General features: G+C 36.8%; 15 protein-coding genes. 6 read left to right on the top strand and 9 right to left on the bottom strand.

Annotated elements, in window-relative coordinates; all coding sequences use genetic code 11:
* Positions 1-26 precede the first annotated feature (26 nt).
* Genes plsX through yceD form a run of 3 tightly spaced genes read right to left on the bottom strand, consistent with a single transcriptional unit; the run spans position 27 to position 1790 of the window.
* Positions 27-1052 (bottom strand): phosphate acyltransferase PlsX, encoded by a 1026-nt coding sequence (gene plsX / locus H4J61_RS15355; RefSeq protein ID WP_220461285.1) that lies wholly within the window; start codon positions 1050-1052, stop codon positions 27-29.
* A 15-nt stretch (positions 1053-1067) separates the two neighbouring features.
* Positions 1068-1238, bottom strand: coding sequence for a 50S ribosomal protein L32 (gene rpmF, locus H4J61_RS15350; protein ID WP_077286058.1), 171 nt, complete (start codon positions 1236-1238; stop codon positions 1068-1070).
* Positions 1239-1277: 39 nt separating this feature from the next.
* A complete protein-coding gene (gene yceD / locus H4J61_RS15345; protein WP_182137778.1) occupies positions 1278-1790 on the bottom strand; it encodes a 23S rRNA accumulation protein YceD in 513 nt (170 codons plus the stop codon).
* A 119-nt stretch (positions 1791-1909) separates the two neighbouring features.
* On the opposite strand from yceD, the gene H4J61_RS15340 reads away from it, so the two are divergent.
* The gene (locus tag H4J61_RS15340; protein ID WP_182185955.1) at positions 1910-2506 is read left to right on the top strand and encodes a nucleoside triphosphate pyrophosphatase; all 597 of its coding nucleotides are present in this window, start codon (positions 1910-1912) and stop codon (positions 2504-2506) included.
* A 764-nt stretch (positions 2507-3270) separates the two neighbouring features.
* On the opposite strand, the gene H4J61_RS15335 is transcribed toward H4J61_RS15340, so the two are convergent.
* Positions 3271-3513, bottom strand: coding sequence for a hypothetical protein (locus tag H4J61_RS15335; RefSeq protein WP_182185953.1), 243 nt, complete (start codon positions 3511-3513; stop codon positions 3271-3273).
* A 290-nt stretch (positions 3514-3803) separates the two neighbouring features.
* Between H4J61_RS15335 and H4J61_RS15330 the strand changes: the two genes are divergently transcribed.
* Positions 3804-4379 (top strand): CBS domain-containing protein, encoded by a 576-nt coding sequence (locus H4J61_RS15330; RefSeq protein WP_182137776.1) that lies wholly within the window; start codon positions 3804-3806, stop codon positions 4377-4379.
* Positions 4380-4901: 522 nt separating this feature from the next.
* Here H4J61_RS15330 and rluC read toward each other — a convergent pair.
* Positions 4902-5900 carry a 23S rRNA pseudouridine(955/2504/2580) synthase RluC gene (rluC, locus tag H4J61_RS15325; protein WP_182185951.1) on the bottom strand — a complete coding sequence of 333 codons (999 nt, stop codon included), beginning with the start codon at positions 5898-5900 and terminating at the stop codon, positions 4902-4904.
* Between the two features lie 640 nt (positions 5901-6540).
* On the opposite strand from rluC, the gene rne reads away from it, so the two are divergent.
* Positions 6541-9750, top strand: coding sequence for a ribonuclease E (rne, locus tag H4J61_RS15320; protein ID WP_182185949.1), 3210 nt, complete (start codon positions 6541-6543; stop codon positions 9748-9750).
* A gap of 344 nt (positions 9751-10094) precedes the next feature.
* On the opposite strand, the gene H4J61_RS15315 is transcribed toward rne, so the two are convergent.
* Positions 10095-10580 carry a low molecular weight protein-tyrosine-phosphatase gene (locus H4J61_RS15315; protein ID WP_259363371.1) on the bottom strand — a complete coding sequence of 162 codons (486 nt, stop codon included), beginning with the start codon at positions 10578-10580 and terminating at the stop codon, positions 10095-10097.
* A gap of 1362 nt (positions 10581-11942) precedes the next feature.
* Between H4J61_RS15315 and htpX the strand changes: the two genes are divergently transcribed.
* A complete protein-coding gene (gene htpX / locus H4J61_RS15310; protein WP_220461284.1) occupies positions 11943-12842 on the top strand; it encodes a protease HtpX in 900 nt (299 codons plus the stop codon).
* 334 nt (positions 12843-13176) lie between these two features.
* On the opposite strand, the gene glpD is transcribed toward htpX, so the two are convergent.
* The gene (gene glpD, locus H4J61_RS15305) at positions 13177-14715 is read right to left on the bottom strand and encodes a glycerol-3-phosphate dehydrogenase (RefSeq protein ID WP_182185946.1); all 1539 of its coding nucleotides are present in this window, start codon (positions 14713-14715) and stop codon (positions 13177-13179) included.
* A gap of 664 nt (positions 14716-15379) precedes the next feature.
* Complete coding sequence (locus H4J61_RS15300; RefSeq protein ID WP_182137772.1) at positions 15380-16138, bottom strand: DeoR/GlpR family transcriptional regulator; 759 nt, start codon at positions 16136-16138, stop codon at positions 15380-15382.
* 262 nt (positions 16139-16400) lie between these two features.
* On the opposite strand from H4J61_RS15300, the gene H4J61_RS15295 reads away from it, so the two are divergent.
* Together H4J61_RS15295 and H4J61_RS15290 are read left to right on the top strand one after the other, a co-directional pair.
* On the top strand, positions 16401-16664 hold the full coding sequence (locus H4J61_RS15295) for an FGGY family carbohydrate kinase (protein WP_182185944.1): 264 nt from the start codon (positions 16401-16403) through the stop codon (positions 16662-16664).
* A 162-nt stretch (positions 16665-16826) separates the two neighbouring features.
* On the top strand, positions 16827-17147 hold the full coding sequence (locus H4J61_RS15290) for an FGGY family carbohydrate kinase (RefSeq protein WP_182186068.1): 321 nt from the start codon (positions 16827-16829) through the stop codon (positions 17145-17147).
* A gap of 439 nt (positions 17148-17586) precedes the next feature.
* Here the strand turns inward: H4J61_RS15290 and ilvD are convergent, their stop codons facing one another.
* The gene (ilvD, locus tag H4J61_RS15285) at positions 17587-19266 is read right to left on the bottom strand and encodes a dihydroxy-acid dehydratase (RefSeq protein ID WP_182185941.1); all 1680 of its coding nucleotides are present in this window, start codon (positions 19264-19266) and stop codon (positions 17587-17589) included.
* Between the last annotated feature and the right edge of the window lie 440 nt (positions 19267-19706).

The following is a 19706-nucleotide window of genomic DNA, read 5'->3' as shown; positions in this document are numbered from 1 at the left end:
TTACGCGGCTATATAGCCACAAAATATTATTTGTGGCATAAACTATGTTCAAGCTTATCTTTGATTTTTGTCGGTACTTGCCGATCAACCTCGGTAATAGCTTCAGTAATCGCCGTATAAAATGCGGTTACATTGGCGTTACCATGGCTTTTCACCACAATACCGCGCAATCCTATCAAACTTGCACCGTTGTACTGGTCGGGGTTCATGGGTTTAAAGAGTTTTTTTAAGGTCTTAGACAATAATTTGCCCATAATTCGCGCTAAAAAGTGTTTTTTGATGATTTCTTGTAGTTGTGTGTAGACCATTTTGGCCACACCTTCACAAGTTTTCAACGCAACATTGCCAACAAAACCGTCACAAACAATAACATCAGCTTTATTAGTAAAAATATCATTACCTTCTATAAAGCCAATATAATTAATATCATCATTGGCCTGTAAATAGCTGGCAGTTTGTTTGATATGATCGCTGCCTTTATTTTCTTCTTCACCCATGTTTAATAACGCGACTTTCGGATTTTCAATACCATCAACCTCTTTTGCCATGACTGAACCCATAATGGCAAATTGATATAATACGTTTGAGTCACAAAAAACATTCGCCCCTAAATCCAACATAAAAACATGTTGCTCAGGCTTGTTGCTAGGTAATGCAGAAATGAGTGCTGGGCGCTCTACTCCAGGTAAGGTTTTTAAGACAAAGTGCGCCATTGAAAAAAGTGCCCCTGTATTACCCGCGCTCACGCAAGCTTGTGCTTGGCCGCCGTGAACTAAATCTAAGGTCTTGCGCATGGATGATTGCTTTTTATTACGCAAGGCAAAAATAGGTTTATCGTTCATCTCAACAACTTGGGTTGTTGGGTATAAGGTTATTCTTGGATGAGGGTAAAATTGTTTTTTTGAAAGTATTTCAATAATGACGGATTCGTCACCACACAATAATAAGTGAAGATTGGGGAAATTTTCTATTGCGAGCATTGCTGCAGGAAGTGTTACGTGGGGGCCTTGATCGCCCCCCATAACATCTAACGCTATGGTTAGATTAATCAAGGTAATCGTTACAGATTACTTATTGATTACTTTAACACCTTTGTAAAAGCCATCAGCTGTTACATGGTGACGACGGTGAGTTTCACCAGATACTGGATCTGTTGATAAATGCGTTGCCGTTACTGCGTCATGTGAACGGCGCATGCCACGTCTTGAACGAGACTTTTTGCTCTTTTGAACTGCCATTGCCTACTCCTAAAAATTCGGTTATTAGCTAAAAATTAACTATTTAAGTTTTTTCAATACATCAAATGGACTCGGTTTTTCAAGCTCTTCAGGCAATTTACCCCAAACACTATCAGCCGGAGACTGACAATCTTTGATCGAATGCCTTGGAATTAATGGAATCGCGAGTAAAAACTCATCCTCCACTAACTCAAGCAAGTTAACTTCACCATTTTCATCTAATTCAATTGCGTCATAATATGACGGCAACTCAGCTTCAGCTTCAACGTCTTTCACTGGGCTAAAAGTAAAACTTACTTCTAGTTCCAATTCGAACTCTTCAGTACATCGCTGACAAGTTAATGCAACTGTTGCCGATGAGGAGCCTGATATTACTATCAAGCCAACTTCATCCACATCAAAAGTGGCATTTACTTGGACCTGCTCAGACCGTGTTTGACACACAGCTAGCAATCTATTCATCCCAGATACTTCAAAGTATCCGTCACACACTAACTTTCGCTGTGCGCTTCTGGATGGGTCTATCGTTATCGGGAGTTTAAGATTTTTCATAAGGCGCGCATAATAAGGTGCCAATCACCTAGTGTCAAAAGAAAAATAGCTAAATTTGTTTAAAAACTCAAGATAGGCCATATATTAACAGCAATCTGTTTATATTTTGAGTGATATTAATGAAAAAACTTGTTTTAGGCTCCACCTCCCCTTTTCGTAAAGAAATTTTAGAAAAACTTAATATTCCCTTTGTCTGTGCTAAACCTAATATTGATGAAAGCGCGTTTGACAACGAGTCACCCGTCGAGTTAGTTGAACGTTTAGCCATTGAAAAAGCTAAAGCAGTTGCCGGCGAATTTCCTGATGCTTTAATTATAGGCTCAGATCAGGTAGCGATGTGTGACGGTGAAATACTTGGCAAGCCACATAACTTTGAAAATGCCGTTAAGCAACTAGAAAAATTTAGTAATAAAACTGTCGTTTTTTACACCGGCTTATGTGTCTATGACAGCGGTTTAGATTACACAACCGCTTTAATAGAGCCTTTTTTAGTGCATTTTAATCAGCTTTCGCTAAGCGACATTGAAAATTACCTGCACGCAGAGCAACCCTATAACTGTGCCGGTAGTTTTAAAAGTGAAGGATTAGGCATTTGTTTGTTCAAAAAGTTAGAAGGTGATGATCCCAACACTTTAATCGGTTTACCGCTTATCAAACTGGTTGAGTTATTAAAGCAACATGATGTGAATGTGTTAGCTGAACAAGTCAGTGTTTAAATAAACTCACTGTGCTGCTTAAATTAGCGCTTAATTTGACGTTGAATCGTATCAAATAGCACAGAAAAATATTATCTGTTCTTATAACCGCTTAAGATCCAGCAGCTTAAAATCCAGTATAAATAACTTAACTAGCCAAAAAAAGAGATACATTGATTGTTCAACATGGCGTGTATCTCTTTTAGTTTCCATTCACAAATTGTTTTATACCTATTTAACTCATTAAGTGTTCTACTTTTTCATCAGTAAAAATGGCTAAATATAAGGCGTGAAATTTAGTCAGTCGTTATGCAACTTTGTAATCCTGTAGTTTTTCATTTCAACCATGAAAATGAGCAGATAATTAATCAACTGGGTATTACAGTGCGTTATTTATCACCGTATTCATCACACCCAGGCTTACATTCTGCTAGTTGAGCGATTAACTTTTGGTAATTAATGAGCTATTTTTATATTTTTTAACTTGAATTATGGCTATCACCACTCCATCACTTAAAGCATAACTATACATAACTATAATTTACCTTAAATTTACCTAGGCAATGTTTAAAAAAATGTTTAAAGCGATGTTTAAATTTCTTTTCATTATAAGCATGTTATCACCTGCTGTTTCAGCGAATGAAATAGACTTAACCGCTTTAGGTGATTTAAGTTTTACAAAATCGAATCTTGCTGAAATTGAACAAGTTGACAATCTAGATTTTGATGACCCTTCAATGTTATACCGATCCATTGTGCAGCTTCAAAATTGTAACTATATTAATTTAAGTGATTTTAGTCCCTTTATTCTGCAGTATTATTTTCATAATTTTCACTCTAGAGCTCCCCCAGCTTTTATTTTTCACCATACGCTTATCACATAATATTAAGGTTTTATCTTCTTGATGAGTCGTGCTCTCGCTCCTATAAGTTAAGCACGGCAATATCTTGCTAAGACCAAAAACTGACTTTGAGATAAATGAAATGCCTGAAAAGCTTATTTTTATAGCTGTGTATTTTTCTTGCATTGTGTCTGCCGTGTTTTTTCATGCAAAATTTAAAACAGTGAATTTTGGCTCAGCAGTCTATATTTAATCAAACGAGTTCGTTTCGATAAGCACCAAGTTATTAACGTTGAGAAATAAAAAGTATTCAATAACGCCCCATAACAGCAAGTTATTGATCATTAATTTAATATTTATATTGCCGGCCATTATTCTAATGTCAGGTTAAATAAATAGTTAAAAGCATTTGTTTAGATATCAATCGACCCGTCGATATTATTGGCAACAAATGCAGCAAACATTCAGAGGTAAATATGAAAAAATTACATTTAGTTAACTTAGAAGATACCGATAATATTGTCTCACCAGAGCAGTTTGAAGAAATTAACTTACAATCACCTGCGGTAAAAATATTTACTGATTTTAAAGTTCATAAAGCTATTATGATCGACGGCGATACTATGGCCGTTACCGCATTAGAATTAATGTTAAAAACCCACGTTAGAATGAACATTGTGGTATCAGAAGAAAATAACTTTATTGGCCTGATCAGCACCAATGAATTGTCAGAGCAACATATTGTGGCAAAGCTATCTAAAGGGGTTTGTCGAGAAGATGTGTTAGTGAAAGATTTAATGATTCCAAAGTCGGATTTTCACGCTTTTGATTATCGTGAATTATTAGATGCATCGGTGAGTGATGTAGTGTCAACGTTAGAAAATTATCAACTTCGTCACTGCCTAGTGCTAGATAGAAAAAGTCATCATATACGAGGGGTTATATCATCTAGTGATATAGCAAGAAAACTCCATATAAATATGGACCTGAATGTAAAACAATCATTTGGCTCGATCTATGATGTTGTGCATCAAAAAGCACGTTCAATGTAAACAAGTTACGCTATTGGCTTACAGGGATTTAAGCCAATAGAACCGTGCTAGAAGCCTATTGTCGGACAAGATACGCTATTAGACTGACAACTGGGTTGAGATTAAAAAAGATAAGTACTCATACTTTAGGTGCTTCATCTCTAATAGCAATTTGATTCATTAAGTGTTCCACTTTTTCATCAAAAAAAATGGATAGATACCAGGCATAAAAGATGGTGACTTTAAGTATGGTCGAGCCACTAGATACTCTAAAAGTTACCAACAATGTTTTAGCAATGGCATTTAGCTTGTTTGGTGTATTAGATCCATAAGGTTTTATTATGCTCACCCTAAATAAAGCTAATAAAGCTATTATTCATTGCACCCTAAAAATAAAAAGCTCATCGTCTTAGCAAAACTTAAAACCCTAGAACAAAATTTATTGAAGAGTTTTAAGTTTAAACAATGATATTTTTATTTATGCCATAACTGGCACATTAATACTGAGCTTTCACGCAACAGCTCAGTATTTTTTAGGTACTTTTATTGAACATCCGCTTTAGTTAATTTTTTTAACAATTTTTCTAGCGATGGTTCTAACGGTGCTTCAATTTTTATACGTTCATTACTTAATGGGTGAATGAATTCGATACTCGCCGCATGGAGAAATAAGCGTTTCAAACCTAAGTTTTTCATTTCGTGATCGAAATCTTCATGGCCGTATTTTGCATCGCAAGCAATCGAGTGGCCTTTGGTTTGACAATGCACACGAATTTGATGAGTTCGCCCTGTGACTGGAAAGGCTCTAACAAGCGTGGCATTTTTATAATGTTGGATTACTTTAAAACGGGTTTCTGACTCTTTACCATTAATATTATCTACCACCACCACACGTTCACCAGACTTTAAGTCATTTTTCTTTAACCCTTCCGCAACACGGGTTAATTTACTCGACCAACGGCCTTTAACCAAAGCGTGATAATACTTTTGTACGGTTTTATTTCTAAGTTGTTCATGCAAGTGTCGTAGTGCTGAACGTTTTTTTGCGACAACTAAACAACCGGAAGTATCTCGGTCAAGTCGATGCACTAGTTCTAACATTCGCGCATCTGGTCGCAAAGCTCGAAGTGCTTCAATTAAACCAAAACTTAATCCACTACCACCATGTACTGCCATACCAGAAGGTTTATTGATAACAATTAAACGCTCGTCTTCAAAGAGTATTTGTTTCTCTAAGTTAGCAACAACATTTAATTGTGTAGACACTGTATTAGTATTTTCCGACACACGAATAGGAGCAACGCGAATAATGTCTTCATCAACTAACTTGTACTCAGGCTTGGTACGCTTTTTATTAACACGTATTTCGCCTTTTCGTAACAGGCGATAAAACATACTTTTTGGCACACCTTTTAATGTTTTCATTAAAAAGTTGTCGATACGCTGACCCGCATCTTCACTGTCTACAGTGAAAAATCTAACTTGAGGTTTTGGGGTATCTGTTATATCTATTTTGCTAGGCGCTTTTGGGCTATCAGTCATATCTGTTTTACTAGGAACCATAATTGTTCGCAGTTTAACATATTTTTTTCTAAGTACAGGCAATTAAAACGAGGATTTAATTGCCTTATCCATAAATAAAGTGTGATAATAAGATGGTTATTGCTACATATTAGCAGTAACAAGTAAAAAGGATGCTTTAAGCGAGACGTAAGAGGCAAGTATGCGGCCACGTTAGTATGAAACAATTTTATCAAACATCATTGTTGAGATATTAAAAGTAAGGCCTATTGCGAATTTGACGCGTGTAACTTGTCAAAAATAACGCATAAACATATTGTCCAGCGCAATTAAAGCAATTATGTAATTAAACAGAAAAAATAAGTCACATTTTCAACCGTTAAATTATTAGAAAACACGATAATAATATCGAACTAAAATTAACGAAGCACTTAATTTTCTGTTGCGCACAGCACACAGGCTGAGCACATAAAGAATCAATTTTATTGCGGTGTCAAACACCTCAGTTATATTAGACAATCAGAATTTTTAACAGCTTGCTACGTAATATGGCGTAGTAAGATTGACACCCGTGAGGCTGACAAGTTGCTGTTACCATAGCGATAGGTTACTTTGTGTTCTAAGCAATGGTGTGTTGTGACTAAAATGAGTCACACAAACTATGAAACGTATGTTAATTAATGCTACACAATCAGAAGAATTGCGTGTAGCGCTTGTCGATGGTCAACAACTTTATGATTTAGATATCGAAAGTCCTGGTCACGAACAAAAAAAATCAAATATCTATAAAGCCAAAATCACCCGTATTGAACCGTCATTAGAAGCGGCGTTTGTCGACTACGGCGCTGATCGTCACGGTTTCTTACCTATGAAAGAAATCGCGCGTGAATACTTCCCTAAAGGTTACAGCTTTCAAGGCCGTCCTAATATCAAAGAAGTATTGCGTGAAGGCCAAGAAGTTATCGTGCAAATTGATAAAGAAGAACGTGGCCAAAAAGGCGCTGCGTTAACTACTTTTATTAGTCTTGCCGGTAGTTATTTAGTACTGATGCCAAACAACCCTCGCGCTGGCGGTATTTCACGTCGCATTGAAGGTGATGAGCGCACAGACTTAAAAACCTCATTAAGTAAGCTTACTCTACCTAAGGGCATGGGCTTAATTGTTCGTACCGCAGGTGTCGGTAAAGAATATGATGAACTTGAATGGGATTTAAACGTTCTATTACACCATTGGAATGCTATTTCAGAAGCCGGCGCAAGCCGTCCTGCACCGTTTTTAATCCATCAAGAAACTAACGTTATTTTACGTGCTATTCGCGATTATTTACGTCGTGATATTGGCGAAGTATTGATTGATCGCCCTAAAATATTTGAAAGTGTTAAAAAACACATTGAAGTTGTGCGTCCAGACTTTTTGAGTAAAGTTAAGCTTTACAGCAATGACGTACCTTTATTTACCCATTATCAAATTGAAACGCAAATAGAAACAGCTTTTCAACGCGAAGTGCGTTTACCTTCTGGTGGTTCAATCGTTATTGACCCAACAGAAGCAATGACCTCAATTGATATTAACTCTGCCCGAGCAACTAAAGGCAGTGATATCGAAGAAACAGCATTCAATACTAACTTAGAAGCCGCTGAAGAAATTGCTCGCCAATTACGCTTACGTGACTTAGGTGGTTTAGTGGTTATCGATTTTATCGATATGACCCCAGTTCGTCATCAACGTGAAGTTGAAAATAGAATGCGCGATGCAGTGAAACAAGACAGAGCTCGCATTCAGTTAGGTCGCATATCTCGTTTTGGCTTGCTTGAAATGTCACGTCAGCGTTTACGTCCTTCTATTGGTGAAATTAGCCAAAGTGTATGTCCTCGTTGTAGTGGTACTGGTCATGTTCGTGGCGTTGAGTCATTGGCATTATCAATATTACGTTTAATGGAAGAAGAAGCCATTAAAGACAACACACAACAAGTGCAAGCACAAGTTCCTGTACCTGTTGCAACCTATTTATTAAATGAAAAACGCCGCTCAGTATTTCATATTGAAAAACAACACAGCGTCAATATTCTTATTATCCCAAATCCGAATATGGTCACGCCACAATATGAAGTTATTCGTGTAAGAAATGACGAAGGTATCGAAGAAGCCAGCTACGATGTAATGATTAGACAAGCAGCATCTGAAGAAGCTGTGATGCCTAAATTTGATAAAGAAGTCAACAAACGTGATGAACCGCTACTTCAAGGTATGTCTTCACCTAAACAAGCCCCGAAAAAGCAAGAGCCTGCAGAGCCTGTTGTAGTAAAACAAGCTGAAACAAAAAGCTTACTTGCTGGTATTGTGTCTTGGGCTAAGTCTCTTTTTGCCGCAGAAGAAAAAGAAGAAATTAAACCTGAACCGAAAAAACCTCAAGAGAGCAACACTAAAAGTAGTGAACGTCGCCCTCAAAGAGCTCGTCAAGGTCAGCGCCGCAATAATCGTAACGATTCTCGCAACGAAAACCGTAATGAAGGACGTAACGAAAACCGTAACGAAAGCCATAATGACTCTCGTAATGAAGGTCGCAACGATTCTCGCAATGACAAACGTAAATCTCAAGAGGCCAATGACAATAATGCAAATAGCCAAAGCAATGTAACACTTACATCGCCTGTGGCACCTGCAACAACAGCTAAGCCTCAAAAAGAACGCGTACAAAAACCTAAAGAAGACAAACTAACTGAGCGTCGTCAACGTCGTAATATTCGCCAAAAAGTGCGGGTTAATAGTGATGTTAAAAACAATACGCATGTTGAGAATATTGCAGCTGATGTTAGCCTAGTTCAAGACACGACACCTAAACACAATACTGTTGAAACTAGTAAAGTTGAGACTAGTAAAGTTGAGACTAGTAAAGTTGATAACTCAACCGTAGCAGATGCGACTGATAATGTTGATAACGCCACTGTCGAACAAGCAACTAACAATGTAAAAGAAGAACAACGCCCAAGAAGCCGACGTTCTCCTCGCCATATGCGTGCCCACGGCCAACGTCGTAGACAAAATGCAGAGGCAAGCGATGTTAAGAGTGAAATTACTGAAGATCCAGTAACGGCTCGTTATCCAGAACAAAAATCTGTTGAGTCTAGTAGTAATGTTAATGACGCTAATGCTACGGCTGAAGTATCTGAGACAGCACCTAGTGTTGAGCAAGTTCAAAAGGTACAAGCAGACGCATTAACACAAGTGATTAATGACACAGAAAATGAAGTTCAGCAAAACTTACCTTTTGATGAGCCTGAAACAGTCGTTATTAAAGCTGATGTAACTGTTAATACGCAAACAGCAAACGTAGCGGACGAAGCAGCAACATCAACCGTTAATGAAGTAGCGTCAACCGCTGAAGTACAAGTAGAAAATACTGACACTACTGAAGAAGTTAACAGCCAAAAAGCTGAGGCACCTGTAGTAGAGGCTAAGATAGAAGAACAAGTTTCTATCGAACAACCTGCAACAATAGCACCAGAGCCTTTAGTAGCAAAAACTGAAGTAGAAACGCCAGCAATTGTAAATGCTGTTGCAGCAACTGTTGAAGATAGCGTTGCAGCCTCTACTGAAGATAAGCCAGTAACCCTTGATGAAAAACCTAAGAAAGTACGTGCTAAAGTAAAAAACATTAAACGTAAAGTTAAAGCGGCAGCAAGTAAAACATCAGGTAAAGCATCGGCGCCAATGACTAAGCCAGAAACTGTTGTTAGTGATGGCACTATTCCTCGTGACTTTGTAGCGAATGAGCAGAGAACAGTGCATATTAAGTCAGGAAAATCAGCACTTTTTTCTAATGTTACTAGCCGAAATTCAGCGGGTCCAACTAAACCAACACTTAGTTAAGTTACCCACTAATCTTCAGGATAAATATCTGAAGGGCTAAAAAAAAGCCAATTGCATTACGCAATTGGCTTTTTAATTTCTGTATTTTAGTATTTTGGTTTTCTATTTTAGCTAGTTATCTCTAGTTATCTGTCTGCAAATTACTTAATGCCAATGTCATTAAGTTTGTGATCTTGTTGTACGAAGTGAAAATAAATCAAGGCAAAAGAAATAGCTGCCTATTGTGATTGAGAGCAGCGCTGCCGTGGTGTAGCTTAACCAGCACAAGTAGGCAATATTTTATAACATAGGCATAACACAGCTATTAATACTTAAAGGTTATTCAAGCTCAGCTTAAAATGCCTTTATGCACTTATCAGGCGTTTAATTAGTCCGTCACTGGCATCTTCTACTAAATCTAAAACAAACTGGAAGCCTTTAGCACCACCGTAGTAAGGATCTGGTACCTCTTGATCCTCAACATTTTCCGCATAATCTAAAAATAACTGTACTTTATACTGAAGACCTTCAGGCGCGACTTTCATTAAATCTTGAACGTTTTTTTTATCCATCGCTAATATCAAGTCAAAATTTTCAAAATCTTGTTCAGTAACTTTACGCGCCTTAATTTTATCAAAGGAATATCCTCGTGCAATACCCGCTTTTTGTGCTCGGTGATCAGGTTTTTCACGGGCATGTGAACCAAGGATCCCAGCTGAATCTATGATTAATGAGAGCGCTTGTGATTTCTGACGAAAAACCGCTTCTGCACTTGGCGAACGACAAATATTGCCCATACAGACAAAGAGGATAGACTTTATTTCCTTTAAATTCAACATATTATAAGTCATTGTATTTTCCATTACCTATTCATTCTTGAGTATTTACACCCTAATAAAATCAACAACTTGTAGTTTTTTTTGGGGAATATATAAAGGGGTATTTACCCTATATTTCAAACGCTATGTTGAAATAATAACCCAATTAAGAAAATAAAAACATAGTTTAATATAGCAATGTAAAGTCAACAAAACTGAACTTAAACTAACCATTGATTCGATGCGTACCCAACTATATTTTTTTAAATAAATCGCTGTAAAGAAAAAGAATACTAGCTCTATTCCAATTCAGCTGGCTAAATATAAATAGAGTTAGCCACACATTTCTTACCTCGATTGAATCACTTTATTTAAATACACTTTTTTACATAGCCTCATTATATGAGAAGGCTAATATAGTCATATCTTTCATTTATTATGATTGTTCTTATATTCCATAATTTTTACTCTCGTTGTTGGTTTAGAAGTTCATTAAGGACACTAAGTCTAAAAACTGATTTTTCGCTAGTGTCTGTGGTCCAATATTTCATACTAACCGTACTTTTGAAAAAGTAAATGTCAGTACATTTTTGCTTGTCTATAGTAGTTGCTAGTTTATATTTGTCATTTGACCCGTATTTATTGCGGATACTAATATCTTCCACCAAAAGTGACTGCTCACCTAATTCTAGTTTTCTCTGATAGCATCTGATTCTAATTTAATTTTGTGATTATTAATTTCAGCCACAAAATACTTTCTATTTTTTTTGGTTATATGTATTCCTACAGTTTTGTAATTCATAATCATCACTTTATTTATTTAAGTTGATTCATAGGATACTAACCATAAAAATAACAGCCAATACAGGTTTAGTTTAAATATATGATATTGTTATTATTTAAAAGTAAACAACAATCAAATGAGACTAATTATCAACTGTCACCGACCCTTTTATTCTTTTAAAGCCAAGGCGCTCTAGATCTAAGTTATCGACAAATACGTCTATTACTCTGACCGGGGTTTCTTTAGAAAAAAAGTTATCAAGTATTTCAGAAGAAATATTACTTGGGAGCGAGATAAACCTTTAATATGACCTAACATAAATCTACTATAGAATCAATTAACTTACTGAATATTAGACTAAATATATAGTGGGTTATTGAATTGTATTGAGATTAATCATAAGTATTCTGTGCTTATTCGAAAAAGTGATCAAAACGTTTTTACACCGTCTGAGTTATGGTTTATTACAATTTTCATGGTCGATGTAAATATTCAAGTTAATCTTCTTTTACACATTCATCACCTGATTTAACACACAAATACTTGAGTAAATTTTCTCATCTCAGCATTGATACTATAATGTATCTGAACATTCAACTTTAGGAATTATAATGAAACGAATTTTTCTCTTTTTACTTACGAACATTGCTATTATGTTGGTATTAAGTGTCACATTAAGACTGCTAGGTGTTGATAGTATATTGGCAGAAAATGGCTCCGATTTAAATATCCAATCCTTAGTGATACTTTCAGGTGTTATTGGTTTTGGTGGTTCGTTTATCTCATTATTCATTTCTAAATGGATGGCGAAGCGAATGACGGGTGCAGTTGTTATTACAGCACCTACAACCAACATTAATAAATGGTTAATACAAACGGTAGAAAAGCAAGCCAATATTGTTGGTATAAAAATGCCTGAAGTCGCTATTTTTCCTTCAAATGAAATGAATGCTTTTGCTACAGGAGCAACTAAAAACAATGCATTAGTCGCTGTATCTCAAGGACTCCTTGATAATATGGCCCAGGGTGAAATTGAAGCAGTACTTGGTCATGAAATGAGCCATATTGCGAATGGTGACATGGTAACATTAACGTTAATTCAAGGGGTGGTGAATACCTTTGTTGTGTTTTTGTCTCGCCTTGTTGGCCATGTAGTTGACAGAGTTATCTTAAAAAATGATCGCGGACATGGTATTGGTTACTTTGTTACGGTTCTTATCTCGCAAGTTCTATTATCGATACTCGCCAGCGTTATTGTGATGTATTTCTCTAGAAAACGTGAATTTGTAGCAGATACAGGTGGTGCTGATTTAGCGGGTCATCAAAATATGATCAGTGCTTTAAAGCGTTTAGCTCAAAAAGAACCTGAAGCACTACCTGAGCAATTGGCCGCTTTTGGTATCGGTGAAAAAAAAAAGCAAGGCTTTACCCATTTATGGACTTCTCACCCACCAATAGAAGATAGAATTGATGCGTTAGAAAAAAGAGCGCTGACTGGTGTAAAACCGTAATGTTTTGTTAATGACAGTAGCCATGTAAAGACACTTTATCTGCAAATCATAATAATGTGATGCACTGTTAATATATTGGTGAAACTAAGATGATATTAAGGGATAACAGCTAACAGGAACAGAGCCTTTTATTTATTGCAAAACTATTAAGTATACAAAAGCAGTCTGATGTAAATCATCTGGACTGCAAACAAATGAAACAGCTAAATAATTTACATTAATCTCTGCTGTTAATTTTTAATTTTTAATTTTTAATTTTTAATTTTTATCACTGACCTTAGCTTACTGAAACAGCCAAGGTCAGTGATATCGTTTTAGATAGGAGGTAAAATAGCTATACTTTTTCTGATAGGGAATTTTGCTTTGACAAGACTTTCAAGCTGTCAGTAGAAGCTACAAGAAAGCTTGCTAATGTATCTTTTTCTACTTGGGTTAAGTGCAAACCTAATTTGCTGCGTCGCCAGATAATATCTTCAAGGTCAACGGCCCACTCTTGTGCTATTAAATACTCCACCTCACGTTGATAAAGGCCAGCACCAAAGTTTTGGCCCATTTCATCCATTGAGCTAATACCAGCACAAATTTCATGACTCAAGGTGCCATATGAGCGAACATAACGATTAATTATTTTTCGCGGCAGCCAATTATATTGACGTTTAAGGCTAGTTTGTAGGTTGTGTTGAGTGTCAAAATTACCACCTGGAAGTGCAGCATCGGCTGTCCAACTTTTACCCGCTTTAGGAAAATGACTAATAATGCCATCAACTGCCGCTTCAGATAATTTACGATAGGTTGTGATCTTGCCACCAAATACTGACAATAATGGTGCTTTACCGTCAGGAGCATCTACTTCAAAAGTATAATCACGTGTTACCTCGGCGGCTGAATCTGATTCATCATCAAGTAAAGGCCTTACGCCTGAATAGGTGGCAACAATATCTTCAGTGGTTATTTGATGCTTGAAATGAGCATTAACTATCGACACTAAGTAGTCACTCTCTTCTTTTGAAATACAAGCTGTTGCTGGGTCGCCAATATGCTCTATATCTGTCGTACCGACTAAAGAAAAGTCATCTTCATAAGGAATAACAAAAACGATGCGTTTATCTTCGTTCTGTAAAATATATGCCTGAGGTTCATTATGAATACGCGGCACAATGATATGGCTACCTTTGATCAAACGAATTTTTTTCGGAGAAGGTGTTTTCAATGCGTCATCAAAAAAGCTAGTCACCCATGGACCTGCCGCATTAACTAAAGCTTTAGCTTTAACAGTTTGCTGTTGCCCCGTTAAATTATCATGAAGGGTTACTTGCCAAATATTATTTACTCGCTTAGCATTAGAGCAACGAGTGCGTGTCATAATATTTGCGCCTTTATCTCTAGCGGCTATCGCGTTAAGCACCACCATACGAGCATCATCAACCCAAGCGTCAGAATATTCAAAGCCTTTAGTTATGCTGTCAATAACTGGGCTGTTTTTGCCAAACTTGATACCATGCGAGCCTTTCAAGGTAGCGCGTTTAGCTAAGTTATCATACATAAACAAACCAATTCTGATCATCCATGAAGGGCGTAAATGACGGCGATGAGGCAAGCGAAAACGTAAAGGCCATATAATATGAGGCGCATTTTTTAATAAGGTTTCACGCTCAGCAAGCGCTTCACGAACTAAGCGAAACTCGTAATGCTCAAGGTAGCGTAAGCCGCCATGAATAAGTTTACTGCTGTTTGATGAGGTTGATGAGGCAAGATCATTCATTTCACAAAGTAAAACATTTAGACCTCTACCACTTGCATCAGCAGCAATGCCTGTTCCATTGATTCCACCACCAATAACGAGTAAGTCATAAATAACACTTTGATCTTTCATATTGTCCTCTTTAATTGCCGCAAGGAAGAATCTGACGTAGCTTCTAACTTTCTTATTGCTAAATTCACTGGCTAAATCCACTGATAATACAATGTTGTTTTGTTGACAATACCTTTAAAAAGAAATAATATCAACACAAAGCGAACATTTACGAACATTTATTATTGCTTCTTTTAATAACTACTTGATAATTAATAAAAGAAGTAAAGCTAATGTTAGATCATCTGTTTGTTCGATAGGTTTTATAAAACAAGAGATTAATAATAGAGACAGGCTGTTATCTAGATAATGGCTTATTAAATGAAGTTTTTCTTGTTGGCCTTAATATATTTCAACACTATCTGCCTATTAAATTATGCTAATTAAAGACTAATGTTATATTGAACTATATAAAAGTGAGGGGAAAATATCAGTAAAGTAGCGGTAATTGGATTGGAAAATATTGACTTTTAAATGAATAATGCAATTTCTTAAATAATGATATTACTCAAGAAATTGCAGTAAAAATTTCCTCAGTAGTTAATCATTAAAATAGTTGTTGAATATTTCTCAGCTCAACTGACATAGACCCTTGTTAAAAATAAACTTTCTTACTTTGACAACACTTAATGGAAAAATTTATACCCTAATTAATGATCTCAGGTAGCATAAATTAAATGCAAAACTATACTAAGTGCAAAGTGACTTTATGGTCGACAAGAATTTGTTTTATTTCATCCGGTGGTGTCGCATCAGTAAAAAAATGATCTACTTGGCTAATGTTACCTAAGCGTACCATAGCGTTGCGACCAAATTTTGATTGATCAGCCGCTAACAGTACTTGACGTGAATTCTCGATAATGGCTTGAGCTACCCTGACTTCTCTATAATCAAAATCTAATAATGAACCATCTAAATCGATACCACTGATACCAATAATACCAAAATCCATCCGGAATTTTTTAATGAAGTCTTCTGTGGCCTCCCCCATAACACCACCATCTCTGTGTCTAACTTCGCCACCGGCAATAACTACTGTAAAGTCTTCTTTAGCGCCAAGTATTGAGGCAACATTTAAATTATTGGTTACAACCTGCAAACCTTTATGGTTTAGTAACGCTCGGGCAATAGTTTCGATTGTGGTACCAATATTAATAAAAAGCGATGCGCCATTAGGAATCATTTGCACCAACTCAGCAGCAATTTTTTCTTTTGAGTGAAGATCGGTAATTTTTCGTGTTTGATAATCAGTATTCACCGTACTCGATTCAGTACCCGCACCACCATGATGACGTGAAATTTTCTGTGCTTTAGCAAGTTGATTAAGATCACGGCGCACTGTTTGAGGTGTTACTTTAAAATGTTCAACCAGCTCGTCAATGGTTACAAAACCATGCTCTTGAATCTTCTCAATAATTAACGCTTGGCGTTGTTGTTGGTTCATTTAATTTATACTTTTGGATTATTTGATTCGTTTGAATTAAAGCAACTATGTTAATTTTAATCAAAACTTAAGTTAACGTAACAATTAGTCACTATTCTGACAGGATGAATGACATTAGCAAATAAATTTAGCTGATAATATTATTTATCCTGTTGTAAATAATGGATAAAACATATACGGCTAATATAAATGAACATTAACGAACATAAGTTAACGTTTTTTAACATCATTTAACACCGAACAATAACATCACTGGATTTGCATGACTGACTATATTCTATCAATTGATCAAGGCACTACCAGCTCTCGGGCTATATTATTTAACCGTGATGGCCGAAGTGAACATTCTGCTCAAAAGGAGTTTTACAACATTTTCCCAATGATGGCTGGATTGAAGGTTGGACATGACCCTGATGATATTTGGCGCACAGTAGAAAATACCTGTAAAAATGTTATTGCTGCCCTTGATAATAGCACTGATACGATTAAAGCGATTGGCATTACAAATCACCTAAAACTACATTGATATGAAATCGCAACACTGGCATACCCATTTATCTAGCTATAGTTTAGCAAGATCGTTGCCTCAGTGATTACTGTCAACAACTCAAAAGCGATAATATAGAAACATTAATCTCTGAAAAACTGGCTTGTTAATTGATCCTTATTTTTCGGCCGCTAAAATACGCTGGATTTTAGACAATGTAGCAGGTTCCCAGCTCGTGCTGAAAACGATGAATTAGCATTTGATACCCTTGATAGTTATATATTATCAAAATTAACCAACAAAAAAGAACACCGCACTGAAGCAATAAAGCCATCGCGTACCGTGTTGTTTAATATACACAGCCAAGAATGGGATGAAGAGTTATTAACTACATTCAATATTTCTCGCTTGTTATTGCTTGAAGTTATGGACTCGTCTGATAATTTTGGTGTCTCAAATAAAAATATTTTTGGCGTTGAAATTCCTATTTTAAGTATTGCTGGTGATCAACAGGGTAAATAATCTAACTTCTTGCCAAAATTAGTTAAACACGTTTGACCTCAACGGACAGTAAAACCTCATAATTTTACGTTAAAAGTATGAGGTTCAGATAAATCGTCGATAAGTTCAAAGCAATGTATGAGGATGATATTTTAACCACATTGATATCTAGTATAATCAATGCAGTTATCAGGCAAGTTATTCAATAGCAAATAAAATCTTCAGACACCGCCTACCCTATGGTTTATCTTGACTATTTAGTGGTTAAAACTAGACAGACTGAGGTGCTTTTGCATTCAGGTAAACGCAGCGCGGGCACTATACAGCCTAGTGTGTCGACTAAACAGTCACGTATAGTGTCGGGAGATTTTTCGCTGGAAACTTAATCTCAGAACTTTGACCGCTTTGATAGCATCACAACAGAATGCAAAATCAAAGCGGGCTCTGAAAACGGGCTCTGTTAGTCTATTTCGTCGGTAACACACCCTAGCGATGCAGATTTTACCGTGGCAATATACTTTCGTAATACACCATTGGTAGCTCTATAAGCCGGTTTTATCCATGCGGCTTTACGCTGGGCAATTTCAGCCTCGTCTACTTTCAGTTCCAACTTGTTCGTCACTGCATCAATACGGATAATGTCGCCATTTTGCACCAAAGCAATCAATCCGCCTTCTGAAGCCTCAGGGGTAACGTGTCCAACAACAAAGCCGTGAGAACCTCCAGAGAATCTACCATCAGTGATTAGTGCTACGTCTTTGCCAAGACCCGCCCCCATTACTGCTGACGTTGGTTTTAGCATTTCAGGCATTCCAGGCGCTCCCTTGGGCCCAGAATAACGGATAACGATAACCTCTCCTTTTTGTACTTCGTCTTCAATACCTTTTATTGCCGCGAATTCATCTTCATAAACTCTTGCTGGACCTTCGAATACTTCGCCTTCTTTGCCTGTAATTTTGGCAACTGAGCCTTCAGAAGCCAAGTTTCCATAAAGAATTTGTAAGTGACCCGTTGCTTTTAATGGGTTACTTAAAGGTCTGATAATATCTTGAACTGCTGGCAGGCCAGGTAAATCAGCTAAGTTTTCTGCAATGGTTTGCCCTGTAACGGTCAAACAATCACCATGCAACAAACCTTCAGCCAATAAATACTTCATTACCGCAGGGATCCCGCCTATGGCATGTAAGTCTTGCATTAAGTATTCACCTGAGGGCTTTAAGTTTGCCAACAATGGCGTTTTGTCAGCCATAGCTTGGAAATCATCTAAACCTAAATCAACACCACAGGCTCGCGCCATGGCTATCATATGCAAAGTTGCGTTAGTAGAGCCGCCTAAAACCATGATCATTCTTAAAGCATTTTCAAACGCTTTTTTGGTCATAATATCTTGTGGTTTTATGTCTTTTTCCAGTAGATTTTTAATGGCATCACCCACTTTGGTCACTTCTATCTTTTTCTCCTCACTCACCGCTAGATTAGACGAAGAGTAAGGCAGGCTCATCCCTAAAGCCTCAATCGCTGAAGACATAGTGTTTGCGGTGTACATTCCACCACAAGCGCCCGCTCCTGGGATCGCATTTTGAATCACACCTTTATAGTCTTCATCAGAGATAACGCCCTGTAATTTTTTTCCATAAGCTTCGAAAGCAGAGACAATATTCAAGTCTTCACCTTTCCATTTTCCCGCTTTAACAGAGCCGCCATAAACCAATATACCTGGACGATTAACACGCGCCAAGGCCATCATTGCCCCGGGCATGTTTTTATCACAGCCAACGATTGCCACCATAGCATCATAATATTGAGCACCGGCAACCGTTTCAATAGAATCAGCAATTACATCACGAGAAACTAAGGAATACTTCATGCCTGCCGTTCCGTTTGAAATACCGTCACTCACCCCTATGGTGTGAAAGATTAATCCCACCAAATCAGCAGCAATGACACTTTTTTTGACTTCTTTAGCAAGATCATTTAAATGCATATTGCAGGGGTTGCCTTCCCATCCTGTAGAAACGATACCCACTTGTGCTTTTTTCATGTCCTCTTCTGTCAAACCAATAGCATAAAGCATGGCTTGTGAAGCAGGTTGTGATTCGTCTAAAGTGACTGTTTTTGAAAACTTATTTATTTCTGACATTATTATTTTCTCCGAAACCATCATTGAATAACTTTTATTAGAACAGATCGCAAAAAAATAATTTTTGAAACCAACCCAACGCTGCTCTTTCTCCGCATGCATTGCATTTTCTGCTCTATTACTATATTTTTATATTTTTATATTTTTATATTTTTATACCGAAACTACTTGAAGATGCAGGGATCAGTAAATTAGAGGTGCCATATATTAATAGCAACGCCTTTACATACACAATTGAATAATGAGTATCCCTATTTATAAACCTCACCTTTTCATTTTTGCACGTCAATAGGATTAAATAATCCCTACTTGGCGTAAGGTAAAGCTGTTGGTCAAAAGAAATTAGGAAACATATCTGCTATCACTATGATACAAATATAGTTAACTACTGGGTGTCCACTATAGGCTTAGATATAACCCAGTATAAAATACATGCTCTG

It is taken from the genome of Colwellia sp. MB3u-4 (assembly GCF_014077065.1).
Taxonomy (GTDB): domain Bacteria; phylum Pseudomonadota; class Gammaproteobacteria; order Enterobacterales; family Alteromonadaceae; genus Cognaticolwellia.
This window is presented reverse-complemented; position numbering and strand designations above follow the sequence as displayed.

What these genes read in the sequence shown, in the direction of transcription:
- H4J61_RS15340 (WP_182185955.1), top strand. Translation starts at nt 1,910, where the DNA reads ATGAAAAAACTTGTTTTAGGCTCCACCTCCCCTTTTCGTAAAGAAATT.
- rluC (WP_182185951.1), bottom strand. Translation starts at nt 5,900, where the DNA reads ATGACTGATAGCCCAAAAGCGCCTAGCAAAATAGATATAACAGATACC.
- H4J61_RS15315 (WP_259363371.1), bottom strand. Translation starts at nt 10,580, where the DNA reads ATGACTTATAATATGTTGAATTTAAAGGAAATAAAGTCTATCCTCTTT.
- H4J61_RS15300 (WP_182137772.1), bottom strand. Translation starts at nt 16,138, where the DNA reads ATGAACCAACAACAACGCCAAGCGTTAATTATTGAGAAGATTCAAGAG.
- H4J61_RS15295 (WP_182185944.1), top strand. Translation starts at nt 16,401, where the DNA reads ATGACTGACTATATTCTATCAATTGATCAAGGCACTACCAGCTCTCGG.
- glpD (WP_182185946.1), bottom strand. Translation starts at nt 14,715, where the DNA reads ATGAAAGATCAAAGTGTTATTTATGACTTACTCGTTATTGGTGGTGGA.
- rpmF (WP_077286058.1), bottom strand. Translation starts at nt 1,238, where the DNA reads ATGGCAGTTCAAAAGAGCAAAAAGTCTCGTTCAAGACGTGGCATGCGC.
- yceD (WP_182137778.1), bottom strand. Translation starts at nt 1,790, where the DNA reads ATGAAAAATCTTAAACTCCCGATAACGATAGACCCATCCAGAAGCGCA.
- htpX (WP_220461284.1), top strand. Translation starts at nt 11,943, where the DNA reads ATGAAACGAATTTTTCTCTTTTTACTTACGAACATTGCTATTATGTTG.
- H4J61_RS15335 (WP_182185953.1), bottom strand. Translation starts at nt 3,513, where the DNA reads ATGCAAGAAAAATACACAGCTATAAAAATAAGCTTTTCAGGCATTTCA.
- H4J61_RS15330 (WP_182137776.1), top strand. Translation starts at nt 3,804, where the DNA reads ATGAAAAAATTACATTTAGTTAACTTAGAAGATACCGATAATATTGTC.
- rne (WP_182185949.1), top strand. Translation starts at nt 6,541, where the DNA reads ATGAAACGTATGTTAATTAATGCTACACAATCAGAAGAATTGCGTGTA.
- ilvD (WP_182185941.1), bottom strand. Translation starts at nt 19,266, where the DNA reads ATGTCAGAAATAAATAAGTTTTCAAAAACAGTCACTTTAGACGAATCA.